Raw genomic sequence first — 12,288 nt, 5'->3', positions numbered from 1 at the left:
CTGTTGTAATGACGGCGAAGTGTTTGATAAAGCGGGTATTCCGGTTTTGTACGTTGAGGCGACGAACTGGGGTCTGGGCAAGAAAGATGGGTATCAGCAGCGGGCGAAAACGAAAGCGTTCCCGGAAGGGACAAGCTGGCATAACGTGATGCTGGACAATCAGCAGCACATTGACAGCGCGCTGCCTCAGCGAATTGAGCGTCGCAGCCGTGATGTGGTGAAGGTGATGCTGCCGCTGGTGAAGGAGCTGGCGAAAGCGGGGAAAGCCTGAGGTCCTTAAGCCCGGTGGCGGCTACGCCTTACCGGGCCTACGTATCGATCGAGCCTTTGTAGGCCCGGTAAGCGCAGCGCCACCGGGCGAAATGACATTATCCTTCGTGCAGCCCGCACTCGCGCTTCAGCCCAAAGAATCGCGTCTCTTCTTCTGCCATTCCCGGTTCCCATTTGCGCGTGGTGTGGGTATCCCCCACCGACAAATAGCCCTGGTCCCACAGCGGATGGTACTTCAGCCCGTGTTTTTGCAGGTACTGGTACACGGTGCGGTTATCCCAGTCGATGATCGGCAGCACTTTGAACACGCCGCGTTGAACCGCCAGCACCGGTAGCGTAGCGCGGCTTCCCGACTGCTCGCGGCGCAGACCCGCAAACCAGGTCTGAGCCTTCAGCTCTTTCAGCGCGCGGTTCATCGGCTCGACTTTATTGATCTCATTGTATTTCTCAATGCCCTCAACGCCCTGCTCCCACAGCTTGCCGTAGCGCGCCTCCTGCCAGGCCGCACTTTCCGTCGCGCGGTAGACTTTCAGGTTCAGCTTGAGCTTGTCCGTGAGCTCGTCGATAAACTGGTAAGTTTCCGGGAACAGGTAGCCGGTATCGGTAAGGATCACCGGAATGTCTGGGCTGATCTGATTCACCAGATGCAGGCTGACCGCCGCCTGAATACCAAAGCTCGACGACAGCACATAGTCTCCCGGCAGGTTTTCCAGCGCCCACGCCACGCGCCCTTCGGCGTCCAGTTTTTCCAGCTGAGCGTTGGTTTCTGCCAGCGCCAGAATGCGTTCGACTTTTGGCAGGTCATTAAGGGCGTTTAGATCGAGTACGGACATAAGAACCTCGTTTGCCTGTTTCGCCGGGCGGCACTGCGTTTGCCCGGCCTACAAAACCCGTAGGCCCGGTAAGCGAAGCGCCACCGGGCAAAGGATGGGTTACTCCCAGAAATCCCGTGCGGGATCGAGCACCGGGCGAATGATGCCCGCACGCACCGTAAAGTCGCCGAAGCCTTCGCCCGCTTCGCGCTCTTTCGCCCAGCGCCCGACAAGCTCGTCAATGGAATCGAGAATTTCCGGTTCCGTAATATTTTCACGGTACATACGCGGAATGCGCGTCCCCATACGGTTGCCGCCAAGGTGCACGTTGTAACGACCCGGCGCTTTGCCCACCAGACCCAGCTCAGCCAGCATCGCGCGACCGCAGCCGTTCGGGCAGCCGGTGACGCGCATCACAATATGCTCGTCCGGAATACCGTGTTTTTCCAGAATCGCTTCTACCTTGTCAGTAAATGACGGCAGGAAACGTTCCGCTTCGGCCATCGCCAGCGGGCAGGTCGGGAACGACACGCAGGCCATCGAGTTTTCACGCTGCGGTTTAACCGCATTCATCAACCCATGATCGCGCGCCAGCTTCTCGATTTTAGCCTTCTGGCTCTCCGGCACGCCGGCAATGATGAGATTCTGGTTGGCGGTAATGCGGAACTCGCCTTTATGGATCTTAGCAATTTCCAGCAGACCGGTTTTCAGCGGGCGTCCCGGATAATCCAGAATACGACCGTTTTCAATAAACAGCGTCAGGTGCCATTTATTGTCGATACCTTTCACCCAGCCAATGCGATCGCCGCGACCGGTGAATTCGTAAGGGCGGATCGGCTCAAACTTGATGCCTGCGCGACGCTCCACTTCCTCTTTGAACGTCTCTACGCCCACGCGCTCCAGGGTGTATTTGGTTTTCGCGTTTTTACGGTCGGTACGGTTGCCCCAGTCGCGCTGGGTGGTGACCACAGCTTCCGCCACGGCCAGCGTGTGCTCCAGCGGCAGGAAGCCGAACTCGCTCGCGGTGCGGGCATAGGTTTTCTTGTTACCGTGCTCAATGGACAGGCCGCCGCCCACCAGCAGGTTAAAGCCGATCAGCTTGCCGTTTTCGGCAATCGCCACGAAGTTCATGTCGTTGGCGTGCAGGTCGATATCGTTCTGCGGCGGGATCACGACAGTAGTTTTAAACTTACGCGGCAGATAGGTCTGGCCAAGGATCGGTTCTTCGTCCGTGGTCGCGACTTTTTCCTGATCGAGCCAAATCTCTGCGTAGGCGCGCGTGCGCGGCAGCAGGTGCTCAGAGATCTTCTTCGCCCACTCATACGCTTCGGCGTGCAGCTCGGACTCATACGGGTTCGAGGTGCAAAGCACGTTACGGTTCATGTCGTTGGCGGTTGCCAGCGCGTCCAGCCCGACCGAGTGCAGCATCTGGTGCACCGGCTTCACGTTCTTCTTCAGAATGCCGTGGAACTGGAAGGTCTGACGGTTGGTCAGGCGGATGCTGCCGTAAATCGTGTTTTCACCCGCGAACTTGTCGATGGCCTGCCACTGTTTGGTGGTGATCACCCCGCCCGGCAAACGGCAGCGCAGCAGCATCGCGTGACGCGGCTCCAGCTTCTGTTCAGCACGCTCGGCGCGGATGTCGCGGTCGTCCTGCTGATACATACCGTGAAAGCGGATCAGCAGGAAGTTGTCGCCTTTGAAACCGCCGGTCAGACCGTCATTTAAATCTTCGGCAATGGTACCGCGCAGGTAGTTGCTCTCTACCTTCATGCGCTCGGCATCAGTCAGTTTGCCTTCGACCACCAGTGGGCCGGGATGTTTTTCGCTCATTAGTAGACATCTCGCTGATAACGGCGCTCTACGCGCAGCTCACTTAAAAATTCATCCGCCGTTTCGGCATCCATACCGCCGAATTCGGCAATCACTTCCAGCAGTGCCTGCTCAACGTCCTTCGCCATGCGATTGGCGTCGCCGCAGACATAAATGTGGGCACCGTCATTGATCCAGCGCCACAGCTCTGCGCCCTGTTCGCGCAGTTTGTCTTGTACGTATACTTTTTCTTTCTGGTCGCGGGACCAGGCCAGATCGATGCGGGTCAGTACGCCTTCTTTAACATAGCGCTGCCATTCAACCTGGTAGAGGAAATCTTCGGTAAAGTGCGGGTTGCCGAAGAACAGCCAGTTTTTACCCGGCGCTTCATCTGCTGCGCGCTGTTGCATAAAGGCGCGGAACGGCGCAATGCCGGTGCCTGGGCCAATCATGATGACCGGCGTTTCCGGGTTCGCAGGCAGGCGGAAGTTGTCATTGTGCTCAATGAAGACGCGCACTTCGCCCTCTTCTTCCACGCGGTCCGCCAGGAAACTTGATGCCCCACCCGCACGGGCGCGGCCTTCGATGTCGTAGCGCACCACGCCGACGGTAACATGCACTTCACTCTCCACTTCGGCCTGCGAAGAGGCGATGGAGTACAGGCGCGGGGTCAGCGGACGCAGCAGGCCGATCAGTGCATCGGCATCCAGCTGAGCCGGAGAGAAACGCACCATATCGACAATTGGCGTCGTCGCGGCATAATGCTGCAGTTTCGCTTTGTCGCCCACCAGCGGCAGCAAGGATTCGCTGCGCGTTAAGGTGGCGTAATTTTCGACGATATTCGGGGTGTTCACCGTCAGCTCGAAATGCCACTGCAGCGCCTCTGAAAGCGGCTGGGTTTTGCCGTCAACGGTGACAGGCTCGTCACCCTTCAGCCACAGCAGCTCAACCAGCTCTTTTACCAGAGCAGGATCGTTCTGATACCAGATACCCAGCGCGTCGCCCGGCTGGTAGCGCAGGCCAGAGTCGCCGAGATCGATCTCGATATGGCGCACGTCTTTTTCCGAGTCGCGGCCGGTAATTTTCTGGTTCACCGCCAGGCTCGCGGTCAGCGGCGCCTCTTTGGTGTACGGGCTGGTGTGAATGTCGTTGACGGCACCCGTTGCGGTGAAGGCGGCCTGCGCCGAGCTCTCTTTCGGCACGCGGGCTTTCAGCACCTCAACAATGCGGGCACGCCATTCCGCGGCGGCGGTCTGGTACTCGACATCCGCGTCAACGCGGTCCAGCAGGCGCTCCGCGCCCAGCTCCGCCAGCTTGCTGTCGAAATCTTTACCGGACTGGCAGAAGAATTCATAGGAAGTATCGCCAAGGCCGAACACGGCATAAGCCGTGCCGTCCAGCTTCGGCGCTTTTTTCGAGAACAGAAACTTGTGCAGCGCCACCGCTTCTTCAGCGGGTTCACCTTCACCCTGCGTTGAGGCCACAACCACCAGCAGTTTTTCTGACGCGATTTGTTTAAATTTATAATCCCCGGCGTTGACCAGGTTCACGTTCAGTTTAGCGGCGAGCAGGTCATCACGCAGCGCTTCGGCCACGCGGCGGGCGTTACCCGTTTGCGAGGCGGAAATGAGCGTAATGGCAGGAATTTCAACGGCCGTTGCCGGTGCACCCACCACAGTGCCAGGCTGCTGATTGAGCATTCCCCAGAAATAACCGGAGACCCAGGCAAGCTGAGTGGGAGAAAAATCAGAGGTGGCAGCCTGAAGGCGCGCCAGTTGCTCCGGGTTCAGGGGAAGCAAATTTGAAGGTGGGGCCTGTGTTGTCATGCGTCGTTATGTTCCAGTAGCCAAGCGGACTTTAAGCGAATAAATCCAAACTGAAGATAAGGTTAACGGCGAGGATAATAACAATTAAAGAAGGGATGGAAATAATAAATAACCAAATGGACTAACCTGTTTTACTTATCGTTCTTAACAGTAAAAGCGATTAATTAAACCATTGAAATATAATACGAAAATTAACAAAACAAGGGCGTATCGCTGCTCCGTACCTATTGAGCCGTTTTAGTTAATGCTAAAAATTGTGCTTTCCGGTACTATGCGGCGGTTTTTTCCGCATTACTGAGAGCGATCATGTCCACCACACTGTTTAAAGATTTCACCTTCGAAGCCGCCCACCACCTTCCGCATGTCCCTGAAGGGCATAAATGTGGCCGTTTGCACGGGCACTCGTTTATGGTGCGTCTTGAGATCACCGGTGAAGTCGATCCGCATACCGGTTGGATCATGGATTTTGCCGAGCTGAAGGCGGCGTTTAAGCCGACCTACGATCGTCTGGATCACTACTACCTGAATGATATCCCGGGCCTTGAAAACCCGACCAGCGAAGTGCTGGCGAAATGGATTTGGGATCAGATGAAGCCGCTGGTGCCGCTGCTGAGCGCGGTGATGATCAAAGAGACCTGCACGGCAGGCTGCGTGTATCGCGGGGAGTGATGCTTGCCGGGTGGCGCTAACGCTTACCCGGCCTGTAAGAGCCTCGAACCGTAGTCCCGGTAAGCGCTAGCGCCACCGGGCTTTTTTTATGCAATATTCAGGTACTTGTGCGTCTGCATCGACAGGCGCCAGTTACGCGCAATACAGGTTTCAATGCACAGGCGCGTCGCGTCGTCTTTCTGGCTGATCGGCTGTAGCGCAATGACGCGCTGCTTTTCATCCGTCAGCGTGGCCAGCAGTTCATCCAGCGCTTCGATATCACGTACGCGCCCTACCGGGTGCTTAATCTCATCCGCGCGTTCCAGCGCCTGAGACAGCACGTCATATCCGCCGCGCATATTCACTTTTGGCGATACCGTCACCCAAGTGGTGTGTGAGCAGCGCACTTCATGGGTGCCGCTGGTTTCAATCTGGCAGCTGTAGCCGTTCTTTTCGAGCAGCTCGGTCAGCGGCGTCAGATCGTGGATGCAGGGTTCACCGCCGGTGATCACCACGTGGCGCGCCGTCCAGCCCTGACGACCAATAATGGCCAGCAGATCTTCTGGACTGCCCGCCCCCCACTTATCGCTCTCTTTGGTTTTCGCCAGTATGCTAAACAGCGACACTTCCCGATCTGCGAGCTTATCCCACGTATGTTTGGTATCACACCAGGCACAGCCAACCGGGCATCCCTGTAAACGAATGAAAATAGCGGGAACACCGGTAAAGTAACCCTCGCCTTGCAGGGTCTGGAACATCTCGTTAATCGGGTACTGCATAGTCATCTCAGTAAAGGGGATAAACGATAAGTATCGCAGATCCCCGCCGGATGGTCATGCTCCATCGGTGCTTTGCGCGCCAATCGCCGCCATAAAACGCTGGGTAATTTGCTGTGGACGGGTGATCGCGCCGCCGACAACAACCGTATGCGCACCCAGTGCCAGGCATCTGGCCGCGCGTTCAGGGGTATCCACGTTGCCTTCGGCAACCACGGGAACCGTCACGGCAGCCAGCACTGCCTGCAGGAACGCGCAGTCATTCTCCGGAAGCGAATGGCCCACCGTTTCCGCCGTATAGCCGTAAAGCGTAGTGCCGACACAGTCAAAGCCAAGCGCCTGCGCCGTCACGGCTTCATCCACGGTGGAGATATCCGCCATCAGCAGGACCGAGGGATAGCGCGATCGGATGCGCGTGACCAGCGTTTCCAGAGACTCCCCACCGGGACGATCCCTCGCCGTCGCATCAAGCGCAATGATTTCCGGAGAGACGGTCATGAGCTCATCCACCTCTTTCATCGTGGCGGTGATAAACACCTCGCTTTCCGGGTAATCCCGTTTGATGATGCTGATAACAGGCAAAGAGACCTGCTGCTTAATGGCCTCAATATCTACCACGCTGTTGGCACGAATGGCGGCGGCTCCGCCCTGCGCCGCCGCCAGCGCCATGCGCGACATAATAAACGGGCTATGTAACGGTTCGTTTTCCAGCGCCTGACAGGAGACGACCAGTTTTCCCTTCAGGTTATCCAGTACAGTTTTCATTACGATAAGATCTCTTCCACTTCGTTTTTGATAATCGTGACGTGCGGGCCATAAATGACCTGAACACCGTTACCGCGTACGATAACGCCGCGCGCGCCGGTGGCTTTCAGCGCCGCGTCATTCACTTTGCTGCCGTCCTTAACCGTGACGCGAAGACGCGTGGCGCAACAGTCCACCTCTTCCAGATTCTCTTTTCCGCCTAATCCAGCGATCACCGCAACGGCGCGCTCGCTCTGCGAAAAAGTCACTTCATTGGCCATCGCCTCCTTTTCCCGACCCGGCGTGGCAAAATCGAAGCGGTTAATCAGGTAGCGGAAGGTGAAGTAGTAAACGAAGAACCACGGCACACCGACCAGCGGAACGAACATCCAGTGGGTTTTGGCCTCCCCCTGCAAAATGCCGAACAGCACGAAGTCAATAAAACCGCCGGAGAAGGTTTGTCCGATGGTGATATGCAGCATGTGTGCGAGCATGAACGCCAGCCCGTCAAACAGCGCATGAATGACGTAAAGCACCGGCGCAATAAACAGGAAGGAGAACTCGATAGGTTCGGTAATCCCGGTCAGGAACGAGGTTAACGCCGCAGAGAGCAGCAGCCCGGCAACGCGCTTTTTGTTCTCCGGTTTTGCCGTGTGGTACATCGCCAGACACGCGCCGAGCAGGCCAAACATCATCGTAATAAAGCGCCCAGACATGAAGCGTGACGTGCCTTCGTAAAACTGACGCGTGGTAGGATCGGCCAGCTGGGCGAAGAAGATCCGCTGTGTGCCCTCAACCAGGTGACCGTTGACAATCTCACTGCCGCCGAGCGCGGTGGTCCAGAACGGCAGATAGAAGATATGGTGCAAACCAAACGGGCCCAGCATGCGTAAAATGAAGCCGTACAGCAGGGTGCCCAGATAACCGGTGGCATCCACCAGCCCGCCGAGACCAAAAATCAGTTTCTGGAAATGCGGCCAGACCACGGTCATTGCGGCCCCGACGAGTATCGCCGCCAGGGAGCTGATAATGGGGACAAAGCGCGAGCCGCCAAAGAACCCGAGGAACTGCGGAAGCGCAATTTTATTAAACCGATGATGGAGCGTGCAGGTCACCAGCCCAATCACCACGCCGCCAAACACGCCGGTTTCCAGCGTCTGAATCCCCAGCGTCATGCCCTGCCCTACAGCGCCCGGGTTCTCGTGCGCCAGTTTTCCGGTGAGGATCAGCAGCGCGTTGATGGTGGCATTCATCACCAGAAACGCGAGCAGCGCCGCCATCCCGGCCGTGCCCTTATCGCTTTTTGCCAACCCGACGGCAACCCCAACGGCAAACAGCACCGAGAGGTTCGCAAAGACGATTGAACCTGCGCTGCTCATGATAGTGAAAATGGCCTGAAGCCAGCCCACATCTAAAAACGGATAAGCCGCCAGCGTATTGGGATTCGATAACGCGCCGCCTATCCCCAGCAGCAGACCCGCCGCGGGCAACACGGCAATGGGCAACATAAAGGATTTACCAAAGCGCTGCGCTTTTTCAAACCATCCCCCCGAAGAAGCGCCACTGAACATTTGCATCATTTTTTTCATCTCCCCATTAAACGATGAAAATTTTTACCATATAAATATTATATAGTGAAAATTATCATCACAAACCAGGAAGCCGATCATACTTTTTCAAAATGACTGGCATCTTTCCCCTCCTTTCCGCCACACTAGTCGCAGCGAAACACATTAAGGACGTGGCATGTCGGACCATGAAAATCTGCTGCTGAAGCTCCGCCAGGAGGCTTCCGGGTACAGCCCAACGCAACAAAAACTCGGCGAGTTTGTCCTCAGCGATCCTGCCCGGGTGCTCTACCTGACGATCACTGAACTGGCGCGCGAGAGCCACACCAGCGAGGCCAGCGTCACGCGTCTTTGCCGAACGCTGGGCTGCAAGGGCTATAACGAATTTAAAATGGCGCTTGCGCTGGATATACAGCAGGGCCAGCCCGCGCGTCAGGCGGGGGATGAGATTGATAACGTCGTGGATGAGTCGGTGCAGGCTTTGCAGGATACCGCCCGACTTCTCGACCGCACGCTGCTTGAAAAGGCAGCGCTGGCGCTGCATCAGGCCCAATCCGTGCAGATTTATGGCGTCGCGGCCAGCGCCATCCTCGGGGAGTACCTGCATTACAAGCTATTGCGGCTGGGCAAACCTGCACAGCTGTTTAGCGATATGCACCGCGCAGCCATGAATGCGACAACGCTTTCGAAAGAGACGCTGGTTGTGGCCATCTCCAGCTCGGGTTCAACGCGGGATTTACTCCACGTGGTGAAGCTTGCCCGCAAGCGCGGCGTTAAGGTGCTGGCACTCAGCAATACGCCCCGCAGCCCGCTGGCATCCCTGAGCGACATGCAGCTGGTGGCCGCAAAACCAGAGGGTCCCCTTAGCGCAGGCGCGCTCAATGCTAAGGTTGGGGTGATGCTGCTGGTCGAGCTGCTGACCACGTCCATGATTGCGCTGGATGGTCATTACGGCGACGTCAGCCAACAAACAGCCAGCGCCACGCTTCCCCTTTTGCTCTGAAAAACATTCGCAGGCTAAATAAATCGGCCTGCGAATAACTTTAGTTAAGTGGTGTTTAAATCATTTATTTGGTAAATACTTGGTGTAACAAATTATTATATTTATTACATTTTGAATTAAGTTCATCATTTGACGGCGCCTCTACAAAAATCATAAAATTCAATGAGTTGAAATTTATATTTTTATATAATGAATCTTTACCCTTCTACTAATGTCGAATATCTCCACCCGATTTCCTTTCCTTAAAATAAGCTTAAGACGCCACTGATTTCGGCGTTTTATTATTTAAATGCCGTTTACTTTTGCGCGCCTACAATCCGCCTCATCAATCATAATGAGACGGTATTAATGAAGATGCTATTGATTACAGGCGTGACCGGATTTCTGGGCGGTGCAGTTCTTGAAAAAATCCTGACCAACGATCAATCCGTAGAACTCCTTTTGCTTACGCGCGCCGGCGATCCGCAGAGCGGGCTGGAGCGCGTGCTGGAGAATATGCGCAAGTTCAATGTTCCTGAGGACAAACTGGCCTCCCTGAGCGTGGATAATATCCTGACTGGCGACCTCAGCCAGCCAGAGGCCTTTCTGAACGATCCCCGTCTGGATCGCGTCACGCATGTCGTTAACTGTGCGGCTGTCGCCTCATTTGGTAATAACCCACTGATCTGGAAGGTCAACGTTGAAGGTACGCTCGCGCTGGCGCGCCGTATGGAGCAGGTCGCAGGACTACAGCGTTTCCTCCACGTCGGCACCGCAATGTCATGCACGCCGGAGCAGGATTCACTGGTCGCCGAAAGCGCTGAATTCAGAGAGAATGCTGAACACCTGGTGGAATACACGTTTTCGAAGTCAACCATCGAACAGCTGATGCGCCAGGAGTGTCCGAACCTGCCGCTGCTCATTGCCCGTCCGTCCATCGTTGTCGGCCATACTCGTCATGGCTGCACGCCGTCGAGCAGCATTTTCTGGGTCTTTAGCATGGGCCTGATGCTGCAGAAGTTTATGTGCTCAATGGAGGACCGAATCGACGTTGTTCCGGTGGATTATTGCGCCGACGCGCTGTTAATGCTGCTCAACAGCAACGTTCGTCCGGGGGAAGTGGTACATATTTCTGCGGGAGAAGAGAACAGCGTTCGCTTTGCGGATATCGATCGGGCAATGGCGCTGGCGCTGGAGAAAGCCCCCGTCGGTGATAAATATGCGCAGGTCAGCTACGAAACGCTGGTCAGAATGCGCCGCGAGTTAAAACATATTTTTGGCCCGTGCAACGAACGTCTGATGCTGAAAGCCATGCGTTTATACGGTGCGTTTGCCACGCTTAACGTGCGCTTTAGCAACGATAAGCTGCTGAGCATGGGGATGCCGAAGCCACCCCGGTTTACGGATTATATCGCCCGCTGCGTGCAAACCACCCAGGGGTTGACCATTCCGGAGCAAATGGCGGTTGATTTTAAATAGCCAAAAAAAATGCCAGTCATTCGACTGGCATTTTCATTTTAAGGCTTAAGCAATTATGCCTGGCCTTTGATCTCTTTCAGACCGTTGTATGGTGCTTTTTCGCCCAGCGCTTCTTCGATACGAATCAGCTGGTTGTATTTAGCAACACGGTCAGAACGGCTCATAGAACCGGTTTTGATCTGGCCTGCAGCGGTACCCACAGCCAGGTCAGCAATGGTAGCGTCTTCAGTTTCGCCAGAACGGTGAGAGATAACAGCGGTGTAGCCAGCGTCTTTCGCCATTTTGATCGCAGCCAGAGTTTCGGTCAGAGAACCGATCTGGTTGAATTTGATCAGGATGGAGTTAACGATGCCTTTCTCGATGCCTTCTTTCAGGATCTTGGTGTTGGTTACGAACAGATCGTCACCAACCAGCTGGATTTTGTCGCCCAGTACTTTGGTCTGGTATGCGAAGCCAGCCCAGTCAGACTCGTCCAGACCGTCTTCGATAGACACGATTGGGTACTGTTTGGTAAGGTCTTCCAGGAAGTGAGTGAACTCTTCGGAGGTGAATGCTTTGTTGCCTTCGCCAGCCAGAACGTATTTACCGTCTTTGTAGAATTCAGATGCTGCACAGTCCATCGCCAGGGTGATGTCTTTGCCCAGCTCGTAGCCTGCTGCTTTAACTGCTTCAGCGATTACCGCCAGAGCTTCTGCGTTAGAACCCAGGTTTGGCGCATAGCCACCTTCGTCACCAACAGCAGTGTTCATACCTTTAGCCTTCAGAACTTTAGCCAGGTTGTGGAACACTTCAGAACCCATACGTACTGCTTCTTTCAGGGATTTCGCGCCAACTGGCTGAATCATGAATTCCTGAATATCAACGTTGTTGTCTGCGTGCTCACCACCGTTGATGATGTTCATCATTGGTACAGGCATGGAGTATTTGCCTGGGGTGCCGTTCAGTTCAGCGATGTGCTCGAACAGTGGCTGGCCTTTCGCTGCTGCTGCTGCTTTGGCGTTCGCCAGGGAAACAGCCAGGATTGCGTTCGCACCGAAGTTAGATTTGTTTTCAGTACCGTCCAGATCGATCATGATCTTGTCGATGCCAGCCTGGTCTTTGGCGTCTTTGCCAAGGATTGCCTGAGCAATAGGACCGTTTACAGCGCCAACCGCTTTCAGTACGCCTTTGCCCAGGAAGCGGGATTTGTCGCCATCGCGCAGTTCCAGCGCTTCGCGGGAACCAGTAGAAGCACCTGATGGAGCAGCAGCCATACCAACGAAACCACCTTCCAGGTGAACTTCGGCTTCAACGGTCGGGTTACCACGGGAGTCGATGATTTCACGACCGATGACTTTAACGATTTTGGACATTAGATTTTCCTCAGTACAA

10 protein-coding genes and 1 pseudogene are annotated in these 12,288 nt (G+C 55.4%); 4 read left to right on the top strand and 7 right to left on the bottom strand.

The annotated features are described in order from the left end of the window. Positions 1-271, top strand: a pseudogene (locus EXW94_RS12260) (aminopeptidase); the annotation flags it as partial. 97 nt (positions 272-368) lie between these two features. Here EXW94_RS12260 and cysH read toward each other — a convergent pair. The 3 genes from cysH to cysJ form a co-directional block, all read right to left on the bottom strand. Further along, positions 369-1,103, bottom strand: a complete 735-nt coding sequence (gene cysH / locus EXW94_RS12255) for a phosphoadenosine phosphosulfate reductase (protein WP_010434558.1) — start codon at positions 1,101-1,103, stop codon at positions 369-371. A 99-nt stretch (positions 1,104-1,202) separates the two neighbouring features. After that, positions 1,203-2,915 carry an assimilatory sulfite reductase (NADPH) hemoprotein subunit gene (gene cysI, locus EXW94_RS12250; RefSeq protein WP_089601195.1) on the bottom strand — a complete coding sequence of 571 codons (1,713 nt, stop codon included), beginning with the start codon at positions 2,913-2,915 and terminating at the stop codon, positions 1,203-1,205. Beyond that, the gene (cysJ, locus tag EXW94_RS12245; protein ID WP_174340204.1) at positions 2,915-4,720 is read right to left on the bottom strand and encodes an NADPH-dependent assimilatory sulfite reductase flavoprotein subunit; all 1,806 of its coding nucleotides are present in this window, start codon (positions 4,718-4,720) and stop codon (positions 2,915-2,917) included. The genes cysI and cysJ overlap by 1 nt, the downstream gene beginning before the upstream one ends. A 306-nt stretch (positions 4,721-5,026) precedes the next feature. On the opposite strand from cysJ, the gene queD reads away from it, so the two are divergent. Continuing rightward, entirely contained in the window at positions 5,027-5,389 is a 363-nt protein-coding gene (queD, locus tag EXW94_RS12240; protein ID WP_010434567.1) for a 6-carboxytetrahydropterin synthase QueD, read from the top strand. Positions 5,390-5,475: 86 nt separating this feature from the next. Here the strand turns inward: queD and queE are convergent, their stop codons facing one another. From queE to EXW94_RS12225, 3 genes are read right to left on the bottom strand one after another with little or no spacing between them, the layout of a single operon-like run. Further along, on the bottom strand, positions 5,476-6,147 hold the full coding sequence (gene queE, locus EXW94_RS12235; RefSeq protein WP_010434572.1) for a 7-carboxy-7-deazaguanine synthase QueE: 672 nt from the start codon (positions 6,145-6,147) through the stop codon (positions 5,476-5,478). Positions 6,148-6,201: 54 nt separating this feature from the next. Next, the gene (locus EXW94_RS12230) at positions 6,202-6,909 is read right to left on the bottom strand and encodes an N-acetylmannosamine-6-phosphate 2-epimerase (protein ID WP_174340203.1); all 708 of its coding nucleotides are present in this window, start codon (positions 6,907-6,909) and stop codon (positions 6,202-6,204) included. Beyond that, complete coding sequence (locus tag EXW94_RS12225; protein WP_174340202.1) at positions 6,909-8,468, bottom strand: PTS transporter subunit EIIC; 1,560 nt, start codon at positions 8,466-8,468, stop codon at positions 6,909-6,911. The genes EXW94_RS12230 and EXW94_RS12225 overlap by 1 nt, the downstream gene beginning before the upstream one ends. 166 nt (positions 8,469-8,634) lie before the next feature. Between EXW94_RS12225 and EXW94_RS12220 the strand changes: the two genes are divergently transcribed. Both EXW94_RS12220 and EXW94_RS12215 read left to right on the top strand, forming a co-directional pair. After that, positions 8,635-9,459, top strand: coding sequence for a MurR/RpiR family transcriptional regulator (locus EXW94_RS12220; RefSeq protein WP_010434594.1), 825 nt, complete (start codon positions 8,635-8,637; stop codon positions 9,457-9,459). A 348-nt stretch (positions 9,460-9,807) separates the two neighbouring features. Then, entirely contained in the window at positions 9,808-10,917 is a 1,110-nt protein-coding gene (locus EXW94_RS12215) for an SDR family oxidoreductase (protein ID WP_174340201.1), read from the top strand. A 53-nt stretch (positions 10,918-10,970) separates the two neighbouring features. Here the strand turns inward: EXW94_RS12215 and eno are convergent, their stop codons facing one another. Continuing rightward, a complete protein-coding gene (gene eno, locus EXW94_RS12210; RefSeq protein ID WP_010434599.1) occupies positions 10,971-12,269 on the bottom strand; it encodes a phosphopyruvate hydratase in 1,299 nt (432 codons plus the stop codon). Positions 12,270-12,288: the final 19 nt, after the last annotated feature.

It is taken from the genome of Enterobacter sp. JMULE2, from assembly GCF_013337145.1.
GTDB lineage: Bacteria > Pseudomonadota > Gammaproteobacteria > Enterobacterales > Enterobacteriaceae > Enterobacter > Enterobacter mori.
The sequence above is the reverse complement of the archived record's forward strand: the minus strand, read 5'-3'. Positions and strand labels throughout refer to the sequence as shown.

Bases quoted from the DNA above. Each gene is read 5' to 3' on its own strand.
- cysH (WP_010434558.1), bottom strand. From the start codon at position 1,103: ATGTCCGTACTCGATCTAAACGCCCTTAATGACCTGCCAAAAGTCGAA.
- EXW94_RS12220 (WP_010434594.1), top strand. From the start codon at position 8,635: ATGTCGGACCATGAAAATCTGCTGCTGAAGCTCCGCCAGGAGGCTTCC.
- EXW94_RS12225 (WP_174340202.1), bottom strand. From the start codon at position 8,468: ATGATGCAAATGTTCAGTGGCGCTTCTTCGGGGGGATGGTTTGAAAAA.
- cysJ (WP_174340204.1), bottom strand. From the start codon at position 4,720: ATGACAACACAGGCCCCACCTTCAAATTTGCTTCCCCTGAACCCGGAG.
- cysI (WP_089601195.1), bottom strand. From the start codon at position 2,915: ATGAGCGAAAAACATCCCGGCCCACTGGTGGTCGAAGGCAAACTGACT.
- EXW94_RS12230 (WP_174340203.1), bottom strand. From the start codon at position 6,909: ATGAAAACTGTACTGGATAACCTGAAGGGAAAACTGGTCGTCTCCTGT.
- queE (WP_010434572.1), bottom strand. From the start codon at position 6,147: ATGCAGTACCCGATTAACGAGATGTTCCAGACCCTGCAAGGCGAGGGT.
- eno (WP_010434599.1), bottom strand. From the start codon at position 12,269: ATGTCCAAAATCGTTAAAGTCATCGGTCGTGAAATCATCGACTCCCGT.
- EXW94_RS12215 (WP_174340201.1), top strand. From the start codon at position 9,808: ATGAAGATGCTATTGATTACAGGCGTGACCGGATTTCTGGGCGGTGCA.
- queD (WP_010434567.1), top strand. From the start codon at position 5,027: ATGTCCACCACACTGTTTAAAGATTTCACCTTCGAAGCCGCCCACCAC.